The organism is Desulfurivibrio alkaliphilus AHT 2 (assembly GCF_000092205.1).
Taxonomy (GTDB): Bacteria; Desulfobacterota; Desulfobulbia; order Desulfobulbales; family Desulfurivibrionaceae; genus Desulfurivibrio; species Desulfurivibrio alkaliphilus.
Genome location: NC_014216.1, coordinates 718,380 through 743,040, shown reverse-complemented (window position 1 = coordinate 743,040; position 24,661 = coordinate 718,380). Strand labels below are relative to the sequence as shown.

Annotated in this window: 23 protein-coding genes and 1 tRNA gene; 14 read left to right on the top strand and 10 right to left on the bottom strand. The window is 60.6% G+C overall.

What is annotated here, in order from left to right; genetic code table 11:
- Positions 1-11 precede the first annotated feature (11 nt).
- From DAAHT2_RS03230 to DAAHT2_RS03200, 7 genes are all read left to right on the top strand, one after another.
- The gene (locus DAAHT2_RS03230; RefSeq protein ID WP_013162868.1) at positions 12-1,391 is read left to right on the top strand and encodes a mechanosensitive ion channel family protein; all 1,380 of its coding nucleotides are present in this window, start codon (positions 12-14) and stop codon (positions 1,389-1,391) included.
- A complete protein-coding gene (locus DAAHT2_RS03225) occupies positions 1,391-1,591 on the top strand; it encodes a hypothetical protein (RefSeq protein ID WP_013162867.1) in 201 nt (66 codons plus the stop codon). The genes DAAHT2_RS03230 and DAAHT2_RS03225 overlap by 1 nt, the downstream gene beginning before the upstream one ends.
- Positions 1,592-1,593: 2 nt before the next feature.
- On the top strand, positions 1,594-2,109 hold the full coding sequence (locus DAAHT2_RS03220; RefSeq protein ID WP_013162866.1) for a nitroreductase family protein: 516 nt from the start codon (positions 1,594-1,596) through the stop codon (positions 2,107-2,109).
- 196 nt (positions 2,110-2,305) lie between these two features.
- Complete coding sequence (locus DAAHT2_RS03215; RefSeq protein ID WP_013162865.1) at positions 2,306-2,884, top strand: TetR/AcrR family transcriptional regulator; 579 nt, start codon at positions 2,306-2,308, stop codon at positions 2,882-2,884.
- A 23-nt stretch (positions 2,885-2,907) separates the two neighbouring features.
- On the top strand, positions 2,908-4,116 hold the full coding sequence (locus DAAHT2_RS03210) for an efflux RND transporter periplasmic adaptor subunit (protein ID WP_013162864.1): 1,209 nt from the start codon (positions 2,908-2,910) through the stop codon (positions 4,114-4,116).
- A 2-nt stretch (positions 4,117-4,118) separates the two neighbouring features.
- Complete coding sequence (locus DAAHT2_RS03205) at positions 4,119-7,241, top strand: efflux RND transporter permease subunit (protein ID WP_013162863.1); 3,123 nt, start codon at positions 4,119-4,121, stop codon at positions 7,239-7,241.
- An 82-nt stretch (positions 7,242-7,323) separates the two neighbouring features.
- Positions 7,324-8,739, top strand: coding sequence for an efflux transporter outer membrane subunit (locus DAAHT2_RS03200; RefSeq protein WP_013162862.1), 1,416 nt, complete (start codon positions 7,324-7,326; stop codon positions 8,737-8,739).
- A gap of 143 nt (positions 8,740-8,882) precedes the next feature.
- Here the strand turns inward: DAAHT2_RS03200 and zupT are convergent, their stop codons facing one another.
- From zupT to DAAHT2_RS03170, 6 genes are all read right to left on the bottom strand, one after another.
- On the bottom strand, positions 8,883-9,716 hold the full coding sequence (gene zupT, locus DAAHT2_RS03195) for a zinc transporter ZupT (protein ID WP_013162861.1): 834 nt from the start codon (positions 9,714-9,716) through the stop codon (positions 8,883-8,885).
- A gap of 12 nt (positions 9,717-9,728) precedes the next feature.
- A complete protein-coding gene (locus DAAHT2_RS03190) occupies positions 9,729-10,442 on the bottom strand; it encodes an FKBP-type peptidyl-prolyl cis-trans isomerase (protein WP_013162860.1) in 714 nt (237 codons plus the stop codon).
- Between the two features lie 214 nt (positions 10,443-10,656).
- A tRNA-Pro gene (locus tag DAAHT2_RS03185) sits at positions 10,657-10,733 on the bottom strand.
- Positions 10,734-10,953: 220 nt separating this feature from the next.
- Complete coding sequence (locus DAAHT2_RS03180) at positions 10,954-11,226, bottom strand: HU family DNA-binding protein (protein ID WP_013162859.1); 273 nt, start codon at positions 11,224-11,226, stop codon at positions 10,954-10,956.
- Positions 11,227-11,365: 139 nt separating this feature from the next.
- Positions 11,366-12,166, bottom strand: coding sequence for an ATP-dependent sacrificial sulfur transferase LarE (larE, locus tag DAAHT2_RS03175; protein ID WP_013162858.1), 801 nt, complete (start codon positions 12,164-12,166; stop codon positions 11,366-11,368).
- Positions 12,166-12,774, bottom strand: coding sequence for a CBS domain-containing protein (locus DAAHT2_RS03170; RefSeq protein WP_013162857.1), 609 nt, complete (start codon positions 12,772-12,774; stop codon positions 12,166-12,168). The genes larE and DAAHT2_RS03170 overlap by 1 nt, the downstream gene beginning before the upstream one ends.
- Positions 12,775-13,066: 292 nt before the next feature.
- Here DAAHT2_RS03170 and pheA point away from each other — a divergent pair, with 292 nt between their 5' ends.
- Genes pheA through DAAHT2_RS03145 form a run of 5 tightly spaced genes read left to right on the top strand, consistent with a single transcriptional unit; the run spans position 13,067 to position 17,763 of the window.
- Positions 13,067-14,173: a prephenate dehydratase gene (gene pheA / locus DAAHT2_RS03165; RefSeq protein ID WP_013162856.1), complete on the top strand. Its 1,107-nt coding sequence runs from the start codon at positions 13,067-13,069 to the stop codon at positions 14,171-14,173.
- An 8-nt stretch (positions 14,174-14,181) separates the two neighbouring features.
- A complete protein-coding gene (tsaD, locus tag DAAHT2_RS03160) occupies positions 14,182-15,237 on the top strand; it encodes a tRNA (adenosine(37)-N6)-threonylcarbamoyltransferase complex transferase subunit TsaD (protein ID WP_013162855.1) in 1,056 nt (351 codons plus the stop codon).
- Between the two features lie 5 nt (positions 15,238-15,242).
- Complete coding sequence (locus DAAHT2_RS03155; protein WP_013162854.1) at positions 15,243-15,752, top strand: DUF2062 domain-containing protein; 510 nt, start codon at positions 15,243-15,245, stop codon at positions 15,750-15,752.
- Entirely contained in the window at positions 15,749-16,612 is an 864-nt protein-coding gene (gene rsmA / locus DAAHT2_RS03150) for a 16S rRNA (adenine(1518)-N(6)/adenine(1519)-N(6))-dimethyltransferase RsmA (RefSeq protein ID WP_013162853.1), read from the top strand. The genes DAAHT2_RS03155 and rsmA overlap by 4 nt, the downstream gene beginning before the upstream one ends.
- Before the next feature lie 5 nt (positions 16,613-16,617).
- Positions 16,618-17,763, top strand: coding sequence for an iron-containing alcohol dehydrogenase (locus DAAHT2_RS03145; RefSeq protein ID WP_013162852.1), 1,146 nt, complete (start codon positions 16,618-16,620; stop codon positions 17,761-17,763).
- Here DAAHT2_RS03145 and DAAHT2_RS03140 read toward each other — a convergent pair.
- Entirely contained in the window at positions 17,723-18,529 is an 807-nt protein-coding gene (locus DAAHT2_RS03140) for a DUF3108 domain-containing protein (RefSeq protein WP_013162851.1), read from the bottom strand. The genes DAAHT2_RS03145 and DAAHT2_RS03140 overlap by 41 nt on opposite strands.
- Positions 18,530-18,785: 256 nt before the next feature.
- Between DAAHT2_RS03140 and DAAHT2_RS03135 the strand changes: the two genes are divergently transcribed.
- Entirely contained in the window at positions 18,786-19,211 is a 426-nt protein-coding gene (locus tag DAAHT2_RS03135; protein WP_013162850.1) for an MORN repeat-containing protein, read from the top strand.
- Between the two features lie 106 nt (positions 19,212-19,317).
- Here DAAHT2_RS03135 and DAAHT2_RS03130 read toward each other — a convergent pair whose 3' ends face one another.
- Complete coding sequence (locus DAAHT2_RS03130; RefSeq protein ID WP_013162849.1) at positions 19,318-19,815, bottom strand: hypothetical protein; 498 nt, start codon at positions 19,813-19,815, stop codon at positions 19,318-19,320.
- 673 nt (positions 19,816-20,488) lie between these two features.
- On the opposite strand from DAAHT2_RS03130, the gene DAAHT2_RS03125 reads away from it, so the two are divergent.
- Positions 20,489-22,294: a two-component system sensor histidine kinase NtrB gene (locus DAAHT2_RS03125; protein ID WP_013162848.1), complete on the top strand. Its 1,806-nt coding sequence runs from the start codon at positions 20,489-20,491 to the stop codon at positions 22,292-22,294.
- A 184-nt stretch (positions 22,295-22,478) separates the two neighbouring features.
- Here DAAHT2_RS03125 and murA read toward each other — a convergent pair whose 3' ends face one another.
- Both murA and prmC read right to left on the bottom strand, forming a co-directional pair.
- On the bottom strand, positions 22,479-23,735 hold the full coding sequence (gene murA / locus DAAHT2_RS03120) for a UDP-N-acetylglucosamine 1-carboxyvinyltransferase (protein WP_013162847.1): 1,257 nt from the start codon (positions 23,733-23,735) through the stop codon (positions 22,479-22,481).
- The gene (gene prmC / locus DAAHT2_RS03115) at positions 23,735-24,655 is read right to left on the bottom strand and encodes a peptide chain release factor N(5)-glutamine methyltransferase (RefSeq protein WP_049824353.1); all 921 of its coding nucleotides are present in this window, start codon (positions 24,653-24,655) and stop codon (positions 23,735-23,737) included. Before prmC ends, murA begins: the two co-directional genes overlap by 1 nt.
- Positions 24,656-24,661 lie beyond the last annotated feature (6 nt).

Below are 24,661 nucleotides of genomic sequence, written 5' to 3'. Positions count from 1 at the left end.
GAACAAGTTTTATGGATGCCATTTACAATTTAGCGGCAAACATCGCCGGCTGGGGGATGCAGGCCGACAACTGGTGGCAACTGGCGGTGATCATTCCAGCCCTTGCCGCCTCCTGGGCGGTTCAGCACGGCCTGAAACGCTGGCTGGAGTTGCACACCGTGGATGACGGCGAGGGTTTCCGCCACCTGGCGCTGCGCAGTGCCATGCGGATCGTCTGGCCCTTGAGCCTGCTTTTTTTCATGCTCATCGGCCGGGAGATCCTGGAATCTCTGGCCTACCCCCACGGCCTGTTGAACTTGGCCGTGCCTTTGCTACTTTCCCTGGCCCTGATCCGGATCCTGATCTACATGCTGCGCAAGAGTTTTGCCCCGGGGCCGGCCCTGAAGGCCGGAGAAAATATGGTCGCCACCGGCATCTGGCTGGTGGTGGGGTTGCACCTGGTGGGCTGGCTGCCGGCGGTGCGCGGCGGCCTGGACGCCCTGGCGCTGAAAATCGGCCAGACCCGGATTTCCCTGCTTTCCGCCCTGGAACTGACGGTACTTATCGCCCTGGCCATTGTGGTGGCGGTCTGGCTGTCGGGCCTGATCGAGCGGCAACTTCACTCCTTCCGCTATGTCAGCGCCACCATCCAGGTGGGGCTGGCCAAGGTCGTCAAGTTTGTCCTGATCACCGTCGCCCTGCTGCTGGCCCTGAACCTGGTGGGGATCGACCTTACCGCTTTCGCCGTCTTCGGCGGCGCCCTGGGGGTTGGTTTGGGTTTTGGCCTGCAGCGGATCGCCTCCAACTTCATCAGCGGTTTTATCCTGATCATGGATCGTTCCATCAAGCCCGGCGACGTGATTACCGTCGACAATAAATACGGCTGGGTGGAGGAACTGCGGGCCCGCTACATCGTGGTCCGCAACCGCGACGGGGTCGATACCCTGATCCCCAACGAAACCCTGATCACCAATCAGGTGATCAACTGGAGTTATGGCGATCGCAATGTGCGGATCAAAATTCCGGTCCAGATCAGCTACGACGACGACCCCGAAGAGGCCATGGAACTGATGCTTAAAGCCGCCGCCACCTCGTCGCGGGTACTGAAAGATCCGGCCCCGGCGGTTCGTCTGCTGGAGTTTGCCGACAGTGGCATCAGCCTGGAGTTAAGGGTCTGGATCGGCGACCCGGAGGCCGGCAGCGGCAATGTCCGCTCCGATGTCAACCTGGCGATCTGGCGGGCCTTCAAGGAAGCCGGGATCACCATCCCCTACCCCCAGCGCGATCTGCACTTGAAAAGCCTGCCGGCCGGCGGCGGTAACCAACGGTTGAAACAGTCGCTCAGCGAGCCGGTTTTCACCGCCACCGCCACCACCGGCCCCGGCAACGGGAAAAACCAGGAGAGCGCCTGATGACCTTTCATTGCCGCAACTACGACCTCAACCTCGACCAGTGCCGCAAACTGCACGATGACTGCATCCCCGGCCGCCGGGGCTGCGCTTTAGAAGGCAAGGTCAAGCTGAGCGAAGAGTTGGAAAAAAGAGTGGCGGCGCTGGAGGAGAAAAAACAACGGCAAAGAGCAGGGAAAAGCAAAAAAGCACGGAGGTCGTGAGCATGAGCATTCTCGAGACCATTAAAAACCGGCGCAGCATCCGCAAATTCCGCCCCGAGCCATTGCCTGCCGAAAAGGTGGCCAAACTGCAGGAAGCCCTGATCTGGGCCCCCAGCGCCGGCAACTTGCAGGCCCGCAGATTCTTTTTTGTCTATAACGACGAACTTAAGGCCAAGTTGGCCACGGCGGCCTTAAAACAGCAATTTGTCGCCACCGCCCCGCTGGTTATCGTGGCCTGTGCCGACCGGGCCATTGAAACCCGTTACGGCGCCCGCGGCATCAATCTTTACGCCATCCAGGACGTGGCCGCCAGTATCATGGGGATGATGCTGCTGGCCCATGCCGAGGGCCTGGGCAGTTGCTGGGTGGGAGCCTTCCACGAAGATGAAGTCAGCCGCTTGCTGGAACTGCCCGCCAACCTGATCCCGGTGGCTCTGGTACCCATGGGTTTTCCCGCCAAAACCCCCACCCCGCCACCCCGGGTTGCCGTTTCCGAGGCCATTGTCGAGGTGCGGTAACCCCTCAAACGCCCGTTAGTGCAGGCAAGGAAAGCTGTTTTTCTTGACTCACCATGGGCCGCCGGTTTACTTTGGGGCAGCGGAGTGAACGCTCACTCCGCTGTTTGCCTCTCTACCCCCGTAAACATTTGCGGCGCCGCCAACTGCGGTCAACCCAACCGGCCCGCTGAACTTTTTTAAACCGGAATCCCATAACATGGCCCCAAAGGAATCAATCAGCGATAAGCGGCAGCGAATCATGCAGGCGGCCCTGGTGCTTTTTGCCCAGCGCGGTTTTCATGGCTCCCCCACCTCGGCCATTGCCCAGGAGGCAGAGGTGGGTGTGGGCACTATTTATCGCTATTTCAAAGATAAAAATACTTTAATCGAAGAACTTTTTCAGGATTTGCAACAGCGCTACCACCAGCAGTTACTGGTTAACTATGATCCCGCCGCCCCGTTACCAAACCGCTTTCAACAGCTTTTTGCCGAGTTGTTGCGTATGTTCATCAGCCGCCCGGCGGAGTTTCGCTTCATGGAGCTCTATTACTATTCACCTTACGCTACTGCGGCCAGCTCCCGCCTGCCCAACGACGAGGGAGTTATTTACACGATTTTACGGGAAGCCAAAGATCAAGGCTGTTGCAAGGATGTCCCCATGAAAGTGCTGGAAGCCATGGCCTGGGGGCCGCTGGTGGCGCTGGCCAAAGAAAACAGTATTCGTCGCCTGCCCGTCAGTGACCAAATCATCAACCAAACCGCCCTGGCCGCCTGGGACGCCCTGCGGCGGCATTGATTTATTTTGATGGAGTAAACATTATGGGTACCTCACCAGTCACCAACTCGACCACCGCACCGGCAAGCAAGGCCGCGACCGGCAAGCGCAACGCCTTTTCCTTACCGCTGTGGTTGCTGATTTTGCTTGTATTGCTGCTGGCCGCTTGCGAGGCCAATGAGCAGCAAGGTCCTCCCGGCCAGGAGATGCCCCCGCCGCCGGTCACTTTGCAAAGCGTCAGCCCCCAGCAGGTCACCCTGGAAGGTGAATACCCAGCCCGGGTGCACGGCTCCCGCCGGGTGGAGGTGCGCGCCCGGGTTGGCGGGATTCTTGAGCAAAGGCTTTACCGGGAAGGGGCGATGGTGGCCAAGGATGACCCGCTTTTTCATCTCGATCGTGAACCCTATGAAATAGCCTGGCAGCAAGCCAAGGCCGAACTAAGCAACGCCGAGGCCAACCTGGCCCAGGCCGAGCGTGAATGGCGCCGGGCCGACACCCTTTGGCAAAAACAGGCGATCAGCGAACGGGAACGGGATCAGGCTTTGACCAACCAGGAACTGGCCCGGGCCCGCCTGGCCCTGGCCCAGGCCGTCCTGGCTGATGCTGCCCGCAATCTGCGTTACACCAAAGTAACCGCTCCCATCGCCGGGATCACCGAGCTGGAGGCCTTTGCCGAAGGCAGCCTGCTGGAGCCCGGCACCCTGCTGACCACCATCACCAGCCTGGACCCGGTCCATATCCGCTTCGCCCTGCCGGAAGATGACGCGGCGGCCCTGCAAGCCGGCCAGCGGCAACAGCGCCAGCCGGCAGACAGCCCCGGCACTTCCCCGGCAATCACCCTGCTGCTGCCGGACGGCAGCAGCTATCAGTATTCCGGGCAGCTTGACTTCACCGCCGGCACCATTGACCCCGGCACCGGCACGGTCACCGCCCGGGCGGTGTTTGCCAATCCCGACCGGCAACTGGTTCCCGGCCGGTTTGTCCGCATCCGCCTGACCCTTGAGGTGCTGGAAGAGGTTTTCCTGATTCCCGCCGACGCCATCACCAGGGGGCGCAACGGCAGCCTGGTTTACGTGGTGGGAGACGATAAGACCGCCCGGGCCCGCGAGGTTGAAACGGGACCGCTGATCGGGGCAAAGCAGGTGATTTTAAGTGGTTTAAATGAAGGCGACCAACTGGTGGTCAACGGCCTGGCGGTTCTGCGTGACGGCATGCCGGTAGACCCGCAGCCTGCGGAGCAGGCGGGAGAATAGGCATGTTTCGTTTTTTTATTGAGCGGCCGATTTTCGCCTCGGTCATTTCCATCATTATCATCCTGGCCGGCGGGGTCGCCGCTTACACCCTGCCGGTGGAGCAATACCCGGATGTGGTGCCGCCCCAGGTGGTGGTCCAGGCCGCTTACCCCGGTGCCGATGCCGAAACCCTGGCCGCTTCGGTGGCCGCCCCGCTGGAACAGGAGATCAACGGGGTGGAAAACATGATCTACCAGGAGTCCACCAGCACCGATGCCGGGACCCTGATGATCACCGTTTCCTTTGCCATGGGCACCGATCCGGACCAGGCGGCGATCAACGTCAACAACCGGGTGCAGGCGGCGCTGCCTCGCCTGCCGCAACGGGTGCGCGACCTGGGGGTGCGGGTGGAATCGCGCTCGACCAACCTGCTGATGGTGGGGGTGCTGACTTCACCCGACGGCAGCCACGACACCCTGGGCTTAAGCAACTACGCCCTGCTCAACGTGATCGATGAACTGGCCCGCCTGCCGGGGGTGGGCGATGCTTCACTGTTTGTCAGCCAGGACTACTCCATGCGCATCTGGCTGCAACCCGACCGCCTGGCCCAGTATCAACTGACCCCCAGCGATATCGCCGCCGCCCTGCGGGAACAGAACACCCAGTTTGCCGCCGGCCAGATCGGGGCGGAGCCTGCCCCCCAAGATCAGGCCTTTACCTATACCGTTGCCACCCGAGGGCAACTCAGCGCCCCTGAGGAGTTTGCCGATATCATTGTGCGCAGCGGCCCGGACGGCGCCATCCTGCGCCTGGGGGATGTCGCCCGGGTGGAACTGGGTTCCCAGCGTTATGATTTCTCCGCCACCTACAACGGCCGGCCCACGGTACCCATCGGCGTTTATCTGCAACCCGGCGCCAATGCCCTGGCCACCGCCGAGCGGGTTCACAACACCCTGGCTGAAATCAGCCAGCGGTTCCCCGAAGGTATTGCCTACACCGTACCCTTCGACACCACCGAATTTGTGGAGATCTCCATCCAGGAGGTGGTGAAAACCATTTTTGTCGCCGCCGTCCTGGTTATCCTGGTCACCTTTTTGTTTCTCCAACGCTTCCGGGCCACCATGATTCCGGTGGCGGCCATTCCTGTTTCTTTGATCGGCACCTTTGCCGGCATGCAGTTGTTCGGGTTTTCCATTAATCTGCTCACCCTGTTCGGCCTGGTGCTTTCCATCGGGATCGTGGTGGACAACGCCATCATCGTGATGGAAAACGTTGAGCGGCTGATGAAGGAACAGGGCCTGAAGGCCAAAGAGGCGGCCTTTGCCACCATGGATCAGGTGGCCGGCGCGGTGGTGGCCTCCACCCTGGTGCTGGTGGCGGTGTTTGTGCCGGTATCTTTTCTGGGTGGACTCAGCGGTGAACTCTACCGGCAGTTTGCCATTACCATCGCGGTTTCGGTGGTGGTCTCGGGGGTGGTGGCCCTGACCCTGACCCCGGCCATGTGTGCCAAGTTGCTGGATGGGCAGAAAAGCACCGTCCTGGCTCCTTTCAAGCTGTTCAACCGGCTTTTTGCCCATGCCACCAGCTTTTTTGTGGCCTGCGCCGGCTTTCTCATTCGCCGCTGGGCCCTGGGCCTGCTGCTCTTTGCCGGGCTGTTGGGAGTTACCGTGGTCATGCTGGAGAGGATGCCCACCGGCCTGGTGCCCCAGGAGGACCAAGGGGTGGCCCTGGTGGTGGGCAATCTGCCGCCCTCGGCCTCGCTGTCGCGCACCAGCGAGGTGCGCGACACTCTTACCCAGATGCTGGTGGCCCAGCCGGAAATCGCCGAATTCACCGGCTTTGCCGGCTTCGATATACTGGCCTCATCTCTGCGCACCAGCGCCCTGATCGGCTTTGCCAACCTTACCGACTGGTCTGAACGCCGGGCCCCGGAACAGCATGCCGGAGCGGTGGCCCAACGGGTGATGGGCATGGGTTTCGGCATTCAGGAGGCCAATATCTTTGCCTTTATCCCGCCACCCATCATGGGCATGTCACTGACCGGCGGGGTGGAAGGTTATCTGCAGGTGAGAGGCGAGACCACAGCCACGGCCATGGAGGCCATGGCCCAGCAGGTGGTGGCCAAGGCCAACCAGCGGCCGGAACTGGGGCAGGTGCGGACCACCCTGGATGCCGGTATTCCCCGTTACCGGGCGGAAGTGGACCGGGAAAAGGCCCGCGACCTGGGGGTGCCGATCAACACCATTTTCGAGGCCATGCAGAGCACTTTTGGGGCCAATTACGTTAACGACTTCAGTTATCTGGGCCGTCTGTGGCAGGTCAACATGCAGGCGGAAGGCGAATTTCGCAGTCAACCCGAAGATTTGCGCCATGTGTTCGTCCGTTCCAGCCACGGCGAGATGATCCCTTTAAGCTCGCTGCTGCAACTGGAGCTGGTCACCGGGGCGGATATCATCAACCGTTTCAACCTCTATCCGGCCGCCAAGCTCATGGCCGACCCGGCGCCGGGCTACACCTCGGGCCAGGCCAAAGAGGCCCTGGAAGCGGTGGTGGCCGAAATGGCAAGGGAGGCTGCCGGCAGTGAAACCCTGATGGGCTGGATCGGCGAAGCCTACCAGCTGGATGTCGCCGCCGGGGCCGGCGGCCTGGCCTTCGGCCTGGGCCTGCTGATGGTCTTTTTGATCCTGGCCGCCCAGTACGAACGCTGGACCCTGCCGCTGGCGGTGGCCTCCGCCGTGCCGGTGGCGGTTTTCGGGGCGGCGCTGGCCGCCCTGGTCCGGGGCCTGCCCAATGATATTTACTTTCAGGTCGGTCTGCTGGTACTAATTGGTCTGGCGGCCAAAAACGCCATCCTGATTGTCGAGTTCGCGGCCCAGAACCGCCGGCAGGGCATGAGCCCGCCGGAGGCAGCCATGGCCGCCGCCCGGCAACGGTTCCGGGCCATCGTCATGACCGCCATGACCTTTATCATCGGCACCCTGCCGCTGGTGTTCGCCAGTGGCGCCGGCGCCGCTTCCCGCCAGGAGATCGGCACCGTGGTGCTGGGCGGGATGCTGGCCGCCAGTACCCTGGCCCTGCTCTTTGTCCCACTGTTCTACAGCCTGCTGGAAAGCCTGGCCGGTAAGCGGTCACGGGGCACCCCATGACCGCTTACTCTGTGATCAATTACCGGATGGTAAGCGATAAAAGTTTTTTTTAGGCAATTTTGAGAAGATTGGAGAGGATACGATGTTCAGATACAGTCTGATGCTGTTTGCCATTCTGCTGGCGGGTTGTTCGCTGGGGCCGGAGTATCATCGCCCCGAGGTTGCCGCCCCCGTTGAATACCGCTATGCCGAGGGATATGAGGAAATCTGGCAACAGGGCGAACCCGCCGATGAGCTGCCCAAAGGCCAGTGGTGGCGGATTTACCAGGATCCGGCGCTGAACGAACTGCAGGAGCGGGCGGCCGCCAACAACCAGCAGCTGCGAGCTGCGGTGGCCCGCCTGGACCAGGCCCGGGCGGTGGCGGGGCTGAGCCGGGCCGACCTGTTTCCCCGGCTCGATCTGCAGCCAAGCGCGCAACGGGGTCGCACCGCCGATGACCTCTCTCCTTTAGGGGAGGGCCAGACCACCACCACCATCAACCTGCCCCTGGACCTGGGCTATGAGTTGGATATTCGCGGGAGACTGCGCCGGCTCAACGAAGCCGCTGCCGCCGAAGTGGACGCAAGCGCAGCCGAGATGGAAAGTTTCCGTTTAACCCTGCACAGTGAGGTGGCAAGAACCTATTTTACCCTGCTGACCCTGGATCGGGAAACGGCTTTACTGGAAAAAACCGCCCAACTGCGGAGGCAAAACCAACGGCTGATCAGCAGCCGCTACCAGCACGGTTTAAGCGACAAGCTTGATTTGAGCCGGGCGGAAACGGAATTGGCCGCCGCTGAAGCGGAGGTGATCATGCTCCGACAGCGGCGCAGCGAAGTGGAGCACGCCCTGGCCCTGCTGCTGGGTGAGCCGGCCTCCAACTTCGCCCATGCCGCCAACGAGGCCGAGGAGTTTCAAGTACCGGAGGTAAAACCGGGACTGCCGGCGGAGCTGCTGCAGCGCCGCCCCGATGTGGCCGCGGCGGAACGCCGGCTGATGGCCGCCAACGCCCGGATCGGAGCGGCCAAGGCCGCCTTCTTTCCATCCATTCGTTTAACCGGGGCGGCAGGGTTCGGCAGCAACGAACTATCCAGCCTGCTGGCCAGCGGCAATCGTTTCTGGAATTTCGGCCCCCAAATCAGCCTGCCCATCTTCGACGGCGGCCGCAACCGGGCCCAGCTGGAGCAGGCCAGGGCCGCCCATGAGGAAGCTTTGGCCGATTACCAGCAAACCTTGCTGCAGGCCATGCAGGAAGTGGAAGACGCCCTGGCCACACTGGCCCTGCTCCACCAGCAGCAACAGGCCCAGCAACGGGCCCTGCGCCACGCCCGGGAAACGGTGGGCCTGGCCCACCAGCGCTACCGGGCCGGCCTGGTCAGCTACCTGGAAATCATTGAAAGCGAAAGGTCAGCCCTGACCCAGGAACGGGCAGCACTGCAGACCAGCAACCAGCAACTGCAGGCCAATATAGCCCTGATCAAGGCCCTGGGCGGCGGCTGGGACAGCGTTCAAAATTAAAAAAACCAACAACCCGTTGGTTTAACAGACCCCGTAATCGTTCAGCAGTGCCGCAGATTCGGGCAAGCAGCCAAGCGCCGCGTACCCCAGGTACGCAAGCTTGGCTGATCGCCCGAAGATGCGGTGCTGCTGGACGATTACGATTAAAAAAATTCAAATAGTACCAGGCTGAGCGCCATCACCAGCATGCCGGAGAGCAGGCCGATGATCGGGGTGTGGGAGTTGCCGTACAGGCGGGCGGCGGGAAAGAGTTCGTCAAAGGAAATATACACCATGATCCCGGCCACCATGGCAAAGATTAACCCCAGGCTGCCCTCTCCCAAAAAGGGGGCCAGCAGCAGGAACCCCACCACCGCCCCCAAGGGCTGAGCCAAACCGGACAGCAGAGAGCCTACAAAGCCTTTCCCCCGGCTGCCGCTGCCATGGTAGATCGGCAGAGCCACCGCCACCCCTTCGGGAATATTGTGGATGGCAATGGCGATGGCGATGGGAATTCCCAGGGCGGGATCAAGCAGGGCCACGCTGAAGGTGGCAAAACCTTCGGGGAAATTATGCAGGGCTACGGCCAGGGCGGTGAACATCCCGGTGCGCTTCAGGGAGCGGGCCCGATCGGCATGCATATCCGCCGTGGCGCTGAACTCCGACGCCGCCCGGTACTCGTGCGGATTTACATCTCCGGGGATCAGTAGATCCACCAGAGCGGCGACGGCAATACCGGCAAAAAAAGCACCCGTGGCCAGCGCATAGCCCCACTCATCACCATGCACCAGGGAAAATGATTCCATGGCCTCGGGCAGCAGCTCCACCAGGGAAACATAGATCATCACCCCGGCGGAAAAACCCAACCCCAGAGAAAGCCCCACGGTGTTGTGGGGCCTGACAAACATACTCACCACGCCACCGATGGCGGTGGAAAGCCCGGCCAGCAGGGTCAGGCTGAAGGCAAAGATTATGGCGGATAATTCAAAGCCGGCCATTTTTTTAAACGTTTACGGGTTTACTTCCAGCAGTTCAACCTCGAACACCAGCACTGCGTTGGGACCGATCACCGGCGGCACCCCTTGCTCGCCATAAGCCAGGTCGGCCGGCAAGGCAATTTCCCACTTGTCGCCCTCCTGCATCAGCTGCAGGGCTTCGGTCCAGCCGGGAATCACGCCGGCAACCGGGAAAACCGCAGGCTCCCCCCGCTCCAGAGAGCTGTCGAAGACCGTACCGTCCACCAGGCGCCCTTCGTAGTGAACCGACACCACATCATCAACCCCGGGGCTGGCCCCTTCACCCTCAACAAACACCCGGTACTGCAGGCCGCTGTCGGTGACCATTACATCCTCGCGGTCGGCGTTTTCCGCCAGGAACTGCCGGCCCAGTCGAAGGTTCTCCTCTTGCTGGGCGCTGAATTTGGCCTCCTGCCGGCCCAGCATGTCTTCCTGGAAGGCCGTGATCGCCTCGTGCATCTGCTGTTCGCTGAGCAAAGGCTCATGGCCCGCCAGGGCATGCTTGATCCCCAGGGCCAGCAGATCGGGATCGATATCCAGTTCCTGGGCCACAAAATCCTCACCGATATTCAAACCGATACTGTAGCTCACCCGATCATTGACGGTTTCCAGGGCGGGCCGCTGGTCGTCACGATTATTGCAACCATATAGCCCCAAAGCCAGGACCAGACCGGCAAGCAGCACTAAGCTGGCAAACGTTTTGCGCATCATCATTTCCCCCGTTGTGGCTTTTCTTTCCGCTAAACATAACTCTACAAACAAAAAAACCAGGACCTTGAGGCCTGGTTAACACCTTAACACTTAACGATATGGAGTTTACTTATAAAAATACCTGACCACCAAAAATTCTGACTATGTACCGGCTTGACGATTATTTACTTGCCGGCCGGCAATTTGCAACAGATCACAGATCAAAAAATACTGGTCGGGACGAGAGGATTTGAACCTCCGACCCCATGCTCCCGAAGCATGTGCTCTACCAGGCTGAGCCACGTCCCGACATCAATGATTGCTTTTACCGCCGATCCCGTAACTCTAAAAACAAAAAAAGCAACGGCGGCGCCCATAATGCTCAACTTCCCATGATTATGCAAGCAAAAAATGGGCAGTGGCCGACAAAGCCGCCACCGTGACTGGCGGCGCAGAAAAAGAAGGCCGGCACCCTTGGCAGCTGGGTACCGGCCGGACAGGCTCAGAAGGAACCTGGCAAACTTTACAACTACTTCACGGCATCGGAAAGCTTGCTGCCGGCCTTGAAGCGGGCAACTTTACGGGCCTTGATGGTGATCGGTTTGCCGGTCTGGGGATTGCGGCCTTGGCGAGCAGCCCGCTTGGTCACGGAAAAGGTACCGAAGCCGACCAGGGTGACCTTGTCCCCTTTTTTCAGGGCCTTGGTGATGCCATCCAGGGCACCGGCCAGAGCTTTTTCCGCGGTAGCCTTACTGATGCCACCAGCCTTTGCCATCTGTTCCACCAGTTCACTTTTGTTCATTCCTTCCTCCTAGTGCTTCTAAATTTGGTTTTTTCCCCTGCCAACTCGTATCCGCAGGCACAACAAGGCTTTAATAGCAGGTCATGTGATTGTCAATAAAAAAAAGCCCCGTGTCAAACAAAAAAGCCCTGTTTACGGTTTAAATTCCAGTCTGGGGGCGCGTTCCCCGCTCAACGACGGTAAATCCCAACTCCCGGCAACGGGACTCGATGGATGCCATAAAATCTCGATTTTCCAGAAGCTTATAGTCATCAGGCGCGACTTCCAAAAGACATTTGCGGCCATAGTGACGGAAGCGGCTGCCGGTAAAGCCGAAACCGGCCAGCATTTTTTCCCCTTCAGCTACCACAGCGAGCCGCTCCGGGGTTATGCTTTGCCCGGCCATGATCCGGGTGGCCAGGCAGGAGGCGGATGGCTTGTTCCAATTGGCCAGGGATCTCTCTTTGGCCAGCCGCCGCACCTCATTTTTACTGAAACCGAGATCGGCCAGGGGGGTGCCCACCTGAAGCTCCTGTAAGGCCCGCAAGCCGGGGCGATCGTCACTTTTTACGTCATCACCATTGGTGCCGTCCAGCAACACCGACCGGCCGTGCCGGCGGACACAGGCCTGAAAAATGCTGTACAGCCTGATTTTGCAGCGATAGCAACGATCAGCTGGGTTGGCCACAAACTCCGGCCAGCTGTAGGGATCAATATTCACCACCGTGGGCCGGCACCCCAAGGCGGCTGCCATCTCCAGCGCTTTCTGGTGTTCACCGGGGGCCTGAATGGGAGAACAGGCGTGCAGCACCAGGGTTTGCTCGCCATGTACCGCCAGTGCGGCGGCCAGCAGCAGCGAACTGTCCACCCCGCCGGAAAAAGCCACCGCCACCCCGGAAAAATCAGCCAAACGGTCACAAAGCCGGGCAAACCCGGGACTGGCGGCAGGCAGATCCGGCATCAGTCAACCACCGCCACCACTTTATGCCCCCCTTCCTCCAGGGCTTCGATGACCTCGTCAAAGTCGCACTTCTCCAAGCGAAATCCGTACAGTTTTTTGCGGGAAGAGTGCTGCTCGGAAGAAACACTGATGATCTCGCCGCCATGTTCCTTGATGATCCGGGTTACGTCCTCCACCCCACCCTTCTTGGCGACCAGTACGTCGATGCGGGTTGAAGCCTGGAGCAGCCCCATAACCGAAATCAGGGCGGACAACAGGTCGGTGGCGGTGATGATCCCCACCAGCTTTTTTTTGTCCAGCACCGGCAAGCCGCCGATCTTATAATCATGAATCAGACGGGCGGCCTTTTCGATGGTGGCGTTGATATTAATGGTGATGATATTACGGACCATCACCTCGTGGACGAAAATATCCCGCTCCATGGAGGGAAAAGCGTAGTGGCGGATATCACTTTCGGTGATAAAGCCCACCATCTGGCCATCTTCCATCACCGGCAGGTGGCGAATGCCGTGTTTTTTCATCAGGGTGCCGGCTTCCTGGAGCAGAGCATCACGACCGATGGTCACCAACTCTTTGCGTGCCCCCTGCATACAGTGTTTAACTTTCATTAAAATCCGTCCACGATGTATTATTTATAATTGCAAGCAAATCTTGGCATCTTCAACACTTAACCGTTCTTACCGAGTTTCCTCGGTACTGTCAACCAAGACCCGGCCCGATTGTGGCCGGAAAACTCTTTTCAGCCCGTTAATTTTACTTTAATATGCACAAATTTATCGGTATCTTCCGATGATATCGGCAGCCTGCCGGAGAGATACCGTTCACCAAGGCCAATAACTGCTTATATAATGGCCCGTAAACGTTAAGCAGCCTATCTTAACCCGAAAACCAGTGATAAAAATGCCGCCAAAAAAAGAGCATCCCGGCCATGGCCAGGAAGAGGCCTTAGGTTCCATTCGCCAACAAATCGATGAGATCGACGATCAATTACTTTCCTTGCTGCGGCGGCGGATTCAGCTGGCGCAGCAAGTCGGCAAAATCAAGAAAGACCACAATCGCGACAAGTGGGACCCGAAACGGGAGCGGGAGGTGGTCAGGCGCCTGCTGCGGGCCAATGCCGGTGAGTTTCCGGAACCGGCCCTTAAAGCGGTTTTGTATGAAATCATCGCCGCCTGCCGACTTTCCCAAAAACCTATCGAAATCGCTTACTTAGGACCGGAAGCCACCTTCTCCCACCTGGCCGGCATTGTCATGTTCGGCAGTTCCGCCAGTTTCCGCCCCATGGAAACCATTGAAGACACCTTCATCGAGGTGGAAAGGGGGCGAGTTGAATACGGGGTGGTGCCGGTGGAAAACTCCATCGAAGGGGCGGTAACCTCCACCCTGGATGCCTTCACCCGCTCGCAGGTCAAAATCTGCGGGGAGTTGAACCTGGCCATCAGTCACAACCTGATCAACCAAAGCGGCCGCCTGGAGGATGTCAAGCTGGTGGTATCCCACCCCCAGCCCCTGGCCCAGTGCCGCCAGTGGCTGCAACGCAACCTGCCGGACATTCCCCGCCACAACGCCAGCAGTACCGGGGCGGCGGCGGCCATGGCGGCGGCGGACCCCCAGGTGGGGGCCATCGCCAGTTCTTTAGCGGTAAAGACCTACCAGTTGCAAGTGGCGGTAAAAGGTATCGAAGATTACCGGGGCAACACCACCCGCTTTCTGCTGATCGGCAGCCAGCCCCCCAGGGCCAGCGGTGATGACAAAACTTCGCTGCTGGTGGCTCTGCTGGACCGTCCCGGCGCCCTGCACGAGGCCCTCAGCACCCTGGCCGACCACAATATCAACCTGACCCGGATTGAATCACGGCCCTTTAAGGACGAGCCCGGGCGCTACCTGTTTTTCATCGATATGCTGGGGCATCTGGACGATCCCCAGGTCCGCGAGGGGTGTGAGCAGTTGCGCCAGTTCTGCAGCCACTACCAATGGCTGGGCTCTTACCCCCGCTCCCGGGAATAGCCGTTGCCATGCTGATCCTGGGCCTGGAAACATCCTGCGACGACACCGCGGCAGCGGTTCTGCGCCTGGAATACCCCGCCGAGAGTGTCGCCGAGGGCGAAGAACCGTGCCCCGAGGTCAGCATCCTGGCCAACCTGGTGCAGTCGCAAACCGAAGTTCATAACCCCTACGGCGGGGTGGTGCCGGAATTGGCCTCCCGCCGCCACCTGGAAAATATTCATCCGGTGGCCGCCACCGCCCTGGCCCGGGCCGGCGTGGAACTTGAGCGGATCGACCTGCTGGCCGTCACCCAGGGGCCGGGCCTGGTCGGTTCCCTGCTGGTGGGGCTCAACTTCGCCAAGGCCCTGTCCCTGGTTAGCGGCATCCCCTGTGTAGGGGTTGACCACATCGCCGGCCACCTGGCCTCGGCCTTTCTATCCCGCCCCCGCCCCTCTTTTCCCTACCTGGCCCTGACGGTATCCGGGGGGCACTCCAGTATTTTTGTGGTGGAAAGCCCTACGCGCTTCACCCTGCAGGGGCAAACCCGGGATGACGCCGCGGGAGAGGCCTTCGACAAGGTGGCCAAACTGCTGCACCTGGGGTATCCCGGCGGCCCGGCGGTCAGCCGATTGGCGGCTCAGGGCGACCCGCAGGCCTTTGCCTTCCCAAGAGCCCGGCTGGGTGAGAGCTTTGATTTCAGTTTCAGCGGCCTGAAAACGGCGGTGGCCAACCAAGTGCATCGCCTCACAAGCTGGTCGGAACAGGCCAAGGCCGATATCTGCGCCTCTTTCCAGGAGGCGGTGGTGGAAATTCTGGTGGCCAAAACCCTGGCCGCCGCCCGGCATTTTTCCTGCCGCCAGGTGGTGCTCAGCGGCGGGGTGGCAGCCAACCCCAGACTGCGGCAAGAACTGGTCGCCGCTGCTGCCGGGGCGGGCGATATGGAGGTCTTTCTGCCGGAACCGGATTTCTGCACCGACAACGCCGCCATGATCGCCATGGCCGGCTTTTTTAACCGTCACCGGGCCGGTCGATTGCTGGCGATGGATGTTTACTCCCGTTTCGGCGCCGCCCCGGCCTACCCCTGAGTAATATGGAACCACAGCGCACCGCCCGTTATTACTATCTGAAACTGCTGCGCCTGAAAGGAGACCCATACAGTCTGGCCCGGGGGGTGGCGGTGGGAGTCGGGGTGGGCATTATCCCCATCGTACCGTTGCAGACCCTGATCATCCTGATTCTGGCCCCGTTGCTGCGGGGCAACAGTATTGCCGGCATTCTGGCCGGCCTGCTGATCAGCAACCCCTTCACCCTGCTGCCGCAGTACTACCTGGCCTGGAAGGTGGGCAAATTGATCTACCCGGTGGAAGTTAGCTGGAGCCGGGTGCAGGAAACCCTGGAGTTTGCGTTTGCCGGCGGCAATTCCGCCACCTTCGGCGACCGGCTGGCGGCCTTCGGCCATTTGGGGTACGAAGCAATCGCCATTTTGATCCTGGGCGGCCTGATTCTGGCCATTCCCCTGGTTTTACTTGCCTATCCGCTCTCCTTGCGGCTGTTTCTTACCATTAACCGTAAACGGCGGGAAAAACACATTCTTTCATGAACCAAAGCGAAATCAAAAAGCTGTTAACCGAGCGCGGGTTGGCCCCCAGCAAACAACTGGGCCAGAACTTTCTGATCCAACCGGTCCTGGCGGAACGGATCGTGACCGCCGGCGGGATCACCCCCGATGATACCGTGGTCGAACTGGGGGTCGGCCTGGGGGCCCTGACCAGGCCGCTGGCCGCCACTGCCGCCAGGGTCATCGGTCTTGAGATCGACGCCGGGATCATCAAGTATCACCGCGAGCACCAGGGGCTGCCGGCCAACGTGGAGTTGCGACACCAGGATCTGCTGCGCGCCGACTTTGCGGCCTTGGCGGCGGAGGTGGGAACGCGCCTCAAGATCATGGCCAATCTGCCCTACGCCGTGACCAATCCGTTGCTCTTCAAACTGGTGGAACAGCGCCGAGCCATCAGGCAGGCGGTGCTGATGATCCAGAAAGAAGTGGCCCAGCGCCTGACGGCCAGGCCGGGCAGCAAGGAGTACGGGGTGCTCACGGTACTGCTGGGCACCTGCGCCACCGTTCAGCGCTTGCTGGAGGTAGGGCCGGGCAACTTTTATCCCCGGCCCAAAGTGGACTCGGTGGTGATCGCCATCAACTTCCATGAGCAACCGGCCGCCCTGACCGAGGTCGACTTTGCCCTGTTGCGCCGGGTGGTGGACAGTGCTTTCAGGCAGCGCCGCAAAACCCTGCTCAACAGCCTCAGCGCCGGCGCCGGCCTGGGCCTGGATCGCAACCAGACGGCGGCAGCCCTGGCCGCAGCCGGTATCGACCCGCGCTTCCGGGCGGAAAACTTGGACACCGAAGATTTTCTGCGCCTGACCAAGGCGGTGTCCGAGCAGCTGCAAAAACCCGCATAACCGGCATGCAACCCTTTGTCTTTCACCATAACACCAAAATATTTTTTGGCCGCACGGCCCTGGCTCGGTTGGGAACGGAATGCGCCGGCCTGGGCAAGAAAGTGCTGTTGCTGTACGGCCGGCACCACCTGCACGCCAGCGGCTTGCATCGACGAATCACCCAGGCTCTGGCCACCGCCGGAGTAAGTTGGGTTGAGTACGGCGGGGTTCGCCCCAACCCCACCCTGAACCAGGTCCGCGACGGCATTGCCCTGGCCCGCCAAAACGGTGTACAGGCGGTGGTGGCGGTGGGCGGGGGCAGTGTGATGGACAGCGCCAAGGCGGTGGCGGCGGGGGCCTGCGTGGCCCATGATGTCTGGCTTTTTTTCCGCGGCAAGAAAAGCATTCGCCAGGCCCTGCCGCTGCTCTGCGTGCCGACGGTGGCCGGTTCCGGTTCGGAATGCAACCACGGCATGGTGCTGACCAACGAAGGCAACGGGCAAAAGATCGGCCTGGGCAACCGCCACCTGCTGCCGGCGGTGGCCCTGATGGACCCGGAGTTGACCGGCAGCGTGGGTTGGCGCCAAACCTTGTACGGCGCCGTGGACACCATCAGCCACCTGCTGGAAATTTTCTGCACCGCCGACCCTGCGCCGCTGCAGGATCGGCTGGCCACCGCTCTGGGCGGCAATATTATGGCCTGCTGTGAAAAACTGCGCCAGCACCCCACCGATTACCAAAGCCGGGCGGAGTTGCTCTGGGCTTCAGCCCTGGCCCTAAGCGGGCTCAACAGCGCCGGCCGGGGGCGGGTCAACATGCCGGCCCATGCCCTGGCCCACGCCCTGGGAGGGCGCTATGATCTGCCGCACGGGGCCTTGCTGGCGGTGATACTGCCCGCCTGGCTGCGTTTCATCGCCGCCCGCCAGCCGCAACGAATCGCCGCCTGGTGCCGGGGTTTATTCCCCGCCACCCCGGCGGAGGGGCAACAGGACCCAAGCAGCCCGGCCCGGATGAACTGGCCGCCCTGGTCGACCATGCCCTGCCCCAGGCCCGCCTTTGGCGTCTTAATTACCGCCACCAGGATTTATTGCAGATTCTGCACAACGCCCGCTAAGCCTCCGCCGAGTCCCACTATTCCCCGAACTCTCCCGCCGGTCCCTTATAGTAAGTGAGGGTAGCCACCAGCGAGCCGATGGCGATCTGGGAGCGGACCCGTACCGGAATCCGGTAATGGTCTTTGGTCAGCCAGATTTCGGGGTCCCCCGCCTTTTCATAGAGGCCGACAAAATCAAGCCGGGGCTGGACCCGCAGGTACTCCTGGCGCCCGACGAGGCTTTGGAAGGTACCTCCCTGACCCACCTCCACCTTGACCTCGTTGCGCCGCTCATCGGCAAAGGTGGGGATCATGATAACCTCATCGCCCAGCAGGGGCATCACCCGGGTGGCGTAAAAGGCGGAAAATTCGTTGTGTACCGGGCCATCAACCCGATACTCCCGCACCGAATCCGGCCGGCGCTGGTAAACAATACGGCCCCGTTGCTGGTCGTAAACGGTGCTTCTGATCTGGCGCTTGCCCCGTTTGGTTTCAGATATCCGATAGTGGCTGGGCAGCCGCGCCTCCCCTTCCACCACCACCCGGTAATCATCCTGCACCGGATAGAGCCGGCCCAGCATGCCGACGGTTCTGGCCCGGATGGTAATGGCCAGCAACTCCCCCTGTTCATCAAGCTGTTTAACCTCAAAGGTCAACTCACCGGCCCGGATCCCCATCCAGGTTACCTCATAACGCAAAACCTCACCCACGGGATAGGCGGTGGCCAGCAACTCTTTAACCGGCGCGGTCATCTTGGCCGCCAGTGCCGCCTGGGGCACCAGCCCCCATAACAACAGGCTTAAGAGCAGCCCTTTTGCCGTACAAAGAAGAGGCAGCAAACGCATAGTTATTCTCTAACCTGGATTTTATTAGTCATCGCAGACATCCACTCAAAAAATCAGCAAGGTCAACAATTCAGCAAGGTCAACAATCTACCGGGCCAACGGCCTGACGGTCAGCTTAACTCACCCGGCCGGCGGCGGCAACGAAAACCCCGGCAGTGAAACAACATTCATGGCTCGGCCAAAACGAGAACACTTGCCGACCCAAGTTAATCTTGCTAGGCTGATGAGAGTAAATTTAATCAAGGAGACAAGGGTTATGGGCTCTGATACCATCTGCCTGCCAAACGGCACCGAATACAGCGGCGAAATGCAAAACGACAAGCCCCACGGCTGGGGAACCCTGGTCGACGGTTCCGGCAATCGTTACGAGGGGGAGTTCAAAGAAGGTAAAATGGACGGCAAGGGCACCCTGACCCAGGTCGATGGCATGGTTTACCAGGGTGAGTTCAAGGATAACATGTTCCATGGCAAAGGCACCTTGATTCAACCCGACAACTGCCGCTACGACGGCGAGTTTGCCCGTAACCGCTTCAATGGCCTGGGCAGGCTGGTGCAGGCCGACGGCAGCAAATGGGAGGGTGAATTCACCGAAGGCGCCATCAACGGCCTGGGCACCATCACCATGCCCGACGGCCAGCAGATTCCCGGCCGTTTTAAAAACGGCAAATTTGAAACGATTTAACCGACTGTTGCCACCACGGCTCTGGTGTGCAACAGCCGGTTAAACCCAGTTTTACTTCCCAGCCCCCTTTGCAAGGGACTTTCCGTTGACCAAAGTGCCGCGATGCTCAGTGGTGACTGTGAGCGTTCCCGTCGGCGGCGGCCTCTTCATCGCTGGCGGCAGCATCGGAGCCGGCACCCATCATCGGGCATGACATCTGACCAGCCCCCGGCCCCATTTGGCCACGCCCACTCATCATGCCCCGCTTGCCGTGAGCCATCCTGCCCATTCCCATCCCGGCTGCAGGAAGATCAACCCCCAGCTCCCTGGCTTTAAGGTGCTTCTCCGTCCGCAGGTCGAACAGTTCTGTTGCCAAGGCGGCGGCGACTTCCGGATCGGGCCGGTCCCCCGCCAAAACGGCTTGTAAAGCGGTTTGTTTGCCGACGATCTGGCGGCGCAGTTCCACGGTTTCATCGTGAAACTGTTGCCTGGCCTTGATGGTCTCTGCTGACTGACCAGCCCCGGCCCTGACCTCCGGACCCATGCCCGCACGGGCATGAACGTTTTGAGTACCAACAATGACCACGGCGGCAACCAGGGCAAGGCTTAAAATTACTTTTTTCATCTATCTACCTCCTGTTTAATGGGGTTAAAAACCGGCCGACTCAACCAAACTGTCAGCAGTTATGAAACTGCACTTACAACAAGGTGCGACGGCTAACTTTGTTGCCATGTCGCCAGGGCAACCGAGAGTAACCGGTGTGCTGAGCAATATGCATGCCAACGTACTGAACCAACCAAAAAACCTTCGCCAAAACAACGAAATCAAACTCTTCAAATAATTACCACATTGTAGCCATGCTTTCGTCTCGCCTTGCAACCGACTACTTTTTATCCACCTGCGGGTCAAAGCGGATATATTTTACTCGGATAAAGTTTGCCCACTCCCTCTTGCCGCGGCGGGATGTCTTTGCAACACAGGGTGGGAGGCGGGTTTTATTTTTTTATGCCCGGCGGCACAAATCGTGTAATTGTAATGGTGTTAATGATGACTTCGCAAGAAGTCATCATCGCGCCCAAGGATGGGCGCGCAAATCAATAGCTTGCTTTGTAATCTATTGATTTGTAAGGAATGCGGAAACCGCGTTTTCGCATTCCGGGGAGCAAAAAGTCCATGGACGGACTTTTTGCGATTCCATCGTTAATCGGGTTATCGTGACAAAAGAGAATTGGTCGTCAAGGCGGCCCGCCGGTTTAACTGCCGGCGACTAAATACAGAATGGAAAGTGAATGCGGAGATGGAAAAGCTACCCGGTAAAAAAATCGTTTTTGCCTCACCCTGGATTCTGATTACCGCGGTGGGATTGCTGCTGGCCATTGTGCTGGTCTTTGCGGTCAACAACCTGCAACGGGAACAGCGTCTGGCCGAGGAAAACCTGTTACGCCAGGGGCAGGGCATCATCCGCATGCTGGAGGCCGGCACCCGGGCCGCCAACATGCGGATGGGCGGCCGGGATACCGCTCATTTGCAGCAACTGATCGAACAAGCGGCGGCGGAGCCGGAAATCGTCTATATCGCCCTGGTCAACCGGCAAGGCACCGTTGTGCTCCACAGCGACGCCGACCGGCTTGAGAACGCCCTGCCCTCATCCCTCCCTCCAGTTGCTGAAACCGATTCGCCACCGGCCCTGTTTCAGCGTGTGCACCATGAACCCCAACTGGATGCCCGGATCTTCGAGGTCGGCGCTTTCTTCACTCCCTTCACCGGCCGGGGCGGCAGACACGGACATGAACGCATGGAACATCGCCCCCGCATGCGTTACCCCGGCTCGGATCCGGTGGTCAATGAAGGGTCCGGTGAGTTGTGGCAGGCCGCCGCCGCGGGAGAACTGCTGATTCTGGTGGGCCTGGACATGAGCGAGGCGGAAAAGGTAATCAGCCAGAACCGCCGCCACATCTTCTTCATCTCGCTGGCCCTGCTGCTGGTGGGTATCGGCGGCTGGCTGGCCCTGCTGGGCGCCCAGGGTTACCGCACCGCCGCCGGCACCCTCAACTACATTCAGGCCTTCACCGGCCTGCTGATCTCCCGCCTGCCGTTGGGGGTTATCGCCGTGGACCGGCAAGGAAGGATTGAAACCTGTAACGAAGTGGCGGCGGAAATGTGTGCCGTAAGCCCGGCCGAGGTGATCGGCCGGGCGGCGACCAGGGCGCTGCCGGAATTGATCGCCAGCCAGTTGCGGCAACCCCAGTCCGAGGAAGAAGTGATCGACCGGGAGATCCACCTGGCCGGAGCACCGGCCCACGGTGACGATGTCCGGTTGACCGTGATGCTAAGCGCCGTGCCGATCCGCGACCGGGCTCAGCAGATCGTGGGCCGGGTGGTGCTGCTCCATGATGTCACCAAACTGCAGGCCATGGAAAAGGAGGTACAAAGACACGAACGCCTGGTGGCTTTAGGAAAAATGGCGGCGGGAGTGGCCCATGAGATCCGCAACCCCTTGAGTTCCATCAAAGGGCTGGCCACCCTGCTGGCTTCCCGGGCCGGCCAAAACCCGCCGGAGAGCGAAACCGCCCGACTGCTGGTGGGCGAGGTGGAAAGGGTCAACCGCAGCATCAGTGAGCTGCTGGACTTTGCCCGGCCGCAGCCTTTAAACCGCCGGCCGGTGGATTTACCGACGCTGCTGGGCAACTCTTTGCAATTGGTGGCCGCCGACGCCCAAAGCCTGGGGGTTGAGCTGAAACTGCAGCCCCCGGCCACCGAGTTCCCCCCGGTACCTGTTGACGCCGATCGCCTCACCCAGGTGCTGCTCAACCTCTACCTTAACAGCCTGCAGGCCATGCCGACCGGCGGCCGCCTGGAAGCCAATCTGGAGTACCGGCCGGAGCAGCAGGTCGTCAGGATCAAAGTCAGCGATACCGGCCAGGGAATCGCTCCGGAAATTTTACCCAGAATCACCGACCCCTACTTCACCACCAAGCCGGAAGGCTCGGGCCTGGGCCTGGCCCTGGTGCAAAAAATCATCGACGACCACGGCGGGAAAATGGAGTTTACCAGCCAACCCGACCAGGGTACCACCGTAACCATAACCCTGCCAATCTCCTGAGATTTTATGGACTGCACTGTTTATGGTTATTCGTAACCGTTCACCAGGGGTACTAACTCACCGGTTTAACGGGCCGTAATCGTTCAGCAGTGCCGCAGGTTCGGGCAAGCAGACAGGCGCAGCGTACCCCTGTACGTAAGCTTGTCTGATCGCCCGAAGATGCGGTGCTGCTGAGCGATTACGTCTATTCCCGTTCCCGGTGGATGACCGCCCCTACTCGGCTCAGTTTGCCTACCAGGTCATCGTAACCCCGGTCCAGGTGGTAGACCCGGGAGATCTGGGTAATCCCCTCGGCGGCCAGGCCGGCAATTACCAGCGATGCACTGGCCCGCAGATCGGTGGCCATCACCGGCGCCCCACGGAGCTTGCCGGTGCCGCTGACAATGGCGCTGTGGCCGTCTATGCGGATATCGGCCCCCATCCGTTGCAGCTCCGCCACATGCATGAAGCGATTTTCAAAAATGGTTTCGGTGATCAGGCTCAGGCCGTTGCTAAGGCACATCAGGGCCATGATCTGCGCCTGCAGATCGGTGGGAAAACCGGGGTAAGGCATGGTTTTTACATCCACCGCCCGCAAGGGACCGCGGCGGGCAACATGCAACCGGTCCTGCTCTTCCCGCACCTCCACCCCGGCGGCCCGCAGCTTTTCATAAAGCGAGGGCAGCAGGGAGGGGTCGCAATTGCTCAAGGTCAGCTCACCGCCGGTGGCCCCCACGGCAATCAGGAAAGTGCCGGTTTCAATGCGATCGGGTACAATGCTGATCCGGGCCGGCCGGAGCCGGGTGACCCCTTCGATCTGCAGGGTATCGCTGCCCCGGCCTTTGATTTTGGCCCCCATGCCGTTGAGCATATCCACCAGGTTACCGATCTCCGGCTCCCGGGCGGCGTTTTTGATCACCGTTTCCCCTTTGGCCAGTACCGCCCCCATCAGGATATTTTCCGTGGCGGTCACCGAAGGGATATCGAAACAGACGGTGTTGCCACGCAAACGGCCGTCCACCTCCGCCTCGACATAACCCTGATCAAGTTGATGCCGCACCCCAAGCTGCTGGAAACCCTGCAGATGAAAGTTGATGGGCCGGGCTCCGATGGCACAGCCACCGGGCAGCGAGACCCGGGCCTTTCCCATTCTGGCCAGCAGCGGCCCCAGCACCAGCACCGAGGCCCGCATGGTCTTGACCAGATCGTAGGAGGCTTCATAACTGTGCAGACCGGCGGTATCAATGGTCAGGGTAGTCCCCTCCCGCTGCCAGGAAGCGCCAAGGGCTTCCAGCAGGGCCAGCATGGTGCGGGTATCACGCAGGTCGGGAACATTTTCCAGCACATGGGGACCAGGGGCCAGCAGAGTGGCGCAGATCAGCGGCAAAGCGGCATTTTTGGCCCCGCTGATCACGATTTCCCCCTGCAAAGGGTGGCCGCCTTCGATAATAATTTTATCCATCAGCACTCCTCTTTACGGCACCGCAGCACCCGCGGCAACCCAGCAAGATCATTAATGATTTCCGTTTGCCGGTAGGCGGGATTACGGTTGAAAAGCTCGGCTGCCGCCGTTTTTTGATCCCACCCGATTTCCAGCAGCAGAAGCCCATCGGGCCGCAGCACCGCCGGCAAATCGCGGCAGATGATTTTGATGTCATCCAGTCCCTGCCGGCCGCCATCCAGGGCCGTGTGCGGTTCATGCTCGCGCACTTCCGGCTGCAGGGTCAACATGGCAGAGCGGCACACGTAGGGGGGGTTGGCCACCACCAGATCGAAAGCGGGACGCGCCGCCAGCGCCGACAACCAGTCGCTGCCGACAAAAGTGATCTTTTCCGCCACCCCGTGCCGGCGGGCGTTGGCCCGGGCCATAGCCAGGGCGGCGGGTGAGCGATCCAGCGCCACCACTTGGGCGGAAGCGATTTCCCGGGCCAGCACCACCGCCAGAATACCACTGCCGGTGCCAAGGTCGAGAATCCGCCAAGGGTAACGGCCGCCGGGCGGCCGCTGCAGCTGGCGGACAAAGGCCAGGGCCTGTTCCACCAGCAGTTCGGTCTCCGGCCGGGGAATCAATACTGCCGGCCCCACGGCAAAAGGCAGCGACCAGAACTCCCACTCCCCCATGATATAGGCCAGCGGTTCACGGCTTTCCCGGCGCTTCAGGGCGGCCTGCAGCCGCTGCCGTAACGGCTCGGCCAAGGGCTGCTCGGCGGCCAGCACCAGTCCGGCCCGATCACAATTCAGTACCCAACCCAGCAGCAGATCGGCCTCAATGGCGGCCTCTTCGATCCCGGCCCGGCGCAACCGGTCGATGAGCACCACTCTGAGCTCCCCGATCCGGGCCCCGGCGGGCAGTTCAACCACCGAGCGCTCAGCAGAAGGCATTGAATG

Excerpts from the sequence above, each read along its gene's own strand:
- DAAHT2_RS03145 (WP_013162852.1), top strand. The coding sequence starts at position 16,618 with ATGCAACCCTTTGTCTTTCACCATAACACCAAAATATTTTTTGGCCGC.
- DAAHT2_RS03170 (WP_013162857.1), bottom strand. The coding sequence starts at position 12,774 with ATGAAAGTTAAACACTGTATGCAGGGGGCACGCAAAGAGTTGGTGACC.
- DAAHT2_RS03140 (WP_013162851.1), bottom strand. The coding sequence starts at position 18,529 with ATGCGTTTGCTGCCTCTTCTTTGTACGGCAAAAGGGCTGCTCTTAAGC.
- DAAHT2_RS03225 (WP_013162867.1), top strand. The coding sequence starts at position 1,391 with ATGACCTTTCATTGCCGCAACTACGACCTCAACCTCGACCAGTGCCGC.
- pheA (WP_013162856.1), top strand. The coding sequence starts at position 13,067 with ATGCCGCCAAAAAAAGAGCATCCCGGCCATGGCCAGGAAGAGGCCTTA.
- DAAHT2_RS03180 (WP_013162859.1), bottom strand. The coding sequence starts at position 11,226 with ATGAACAAAAGTGAACTGGTGGAACAGATGGCAAAGGCTGGTGGCATC.
- DAAHT2_RS03230 (WP_013162868.1), top strand. The coding sequence starts at position 12 with ATGGATGCCATTTACAATTTAGCGGCAAACATCGCCGGCTGGGGGATG.
- DAAHT2_RS03210 (WP_013162864.1), top strand. The coding sequence starts at position 2,908 with ATGGGTACCTCACCAGTCACCAACTCGACCACCGCACCGGCAAGCAAG.
- tsaD (WP_013162855.1), top strand. The coding sequence starts at position 14,182 with ATGCTGATCCTGGGCCTGGAAACATCCTGCGACGACACCGCGGCAGCG.
- DAAHT2_RS03135 (WP_013162850.1), top strand. The coding sequence starts at position 18,786 with ATGGGCTCTGATACCATCTGCCTGCCAAACGGCACCGAATACAGCGGC.
- DAAHT2_RS03130 (WP_013162849.1), bottom strand. The coding sequence starts at position 19,815 with ATGAAAAAAGTAATTTTAAGCCTTGCCCTGGTTGCCGCCGTGGTCATT.
- zupT (WP_013162861.1), bottom strand. The coding sequence starts at position 9,716 with ATGGCCGGCTTTGAATTATCCGCCATAATCTTTGCCTTCAGCCTGACC.
- prmC (WP_049824353.1), bottom strand. The coding sequence starts at position 24,655 with ATGCCTTCTGCTGAGCGCTCGGTGGTTGAACTGCCCGCCGGGGCCCGG.
- DAAHT2_RS03220 (WP_013162866.1), top strand. The coding sequence starts at position 1,594 with ATGAGCATTCTCGAGACCATTAAAAACCGGCGCAGCATCCGCAAATTC.
- DAAHT2_RS03125 (WP_013162848.1), top strand. The coding sequence starts at position 20,489 with ATGGAAAAGCTACCCGGTAAAAAAATCGTTTTTGCCTCACCCTGGATT.
- DAAHT2_RS03190 (WP_013162860.1), bottom strand. The coding sequence starts at position 10,442 with ATGCGCAAAACGTTTGCCAGCTTAGTGCTGCTTGCCGGTCTGGTCCTG.
- larE (WP_013162858.1), bottom strand. The coding sequence starts at position 12,166 with ATGCCGGATCTGCCTGCCGCCAGTCCCGGGTTTGCCCGGCTTTGTGAC.
- rsmA (WP_013162853.1), top strand. The coding sequence starts at position 15,749 with ATGAACCAAAGCGAAATCAAAAAGCTGTTAACCGAGCGCGGGTTGGCC.
- DAAHT2_RS03200 (WP_013162862.1), top strand. The coding sequence starts at position 7,324 with ATGTTCAGATACAGTCTGATGCTGTTTGCCATTCTGCTGGCGGGTTGT.
- DAAHT2_RS03205 (WP_013162863.1), top strand. The coding sequence starts at position 4,119 with ATGTTTCGTTTTTTTATTGAGCGGCCGATTTTCGCCTCGGTCATTTCC.
- murA (WP_013162847.1), bottom strand. The coding sequence starts at position 23,735 with ATGGATAAAATTATTATCGAAGGCGGCCACCCTTTGCAGGGGGAAATC.
- DAAHT2_RS03155 (WP_013162854.1), top strand. The coding sequence starts at position 15,243 with ATGGAACCACAGCGCACCGCCCGTTATTACTATCTGAAACTGCTGCGC.
- DAAHT2_RS03215 (WP_013162865.1), top strand. The coding sequence starts at position 2,306 with ATGGCCCCAAAGGAATCAATCAGCGATAAGCGGCAGCGAATCATGCAG.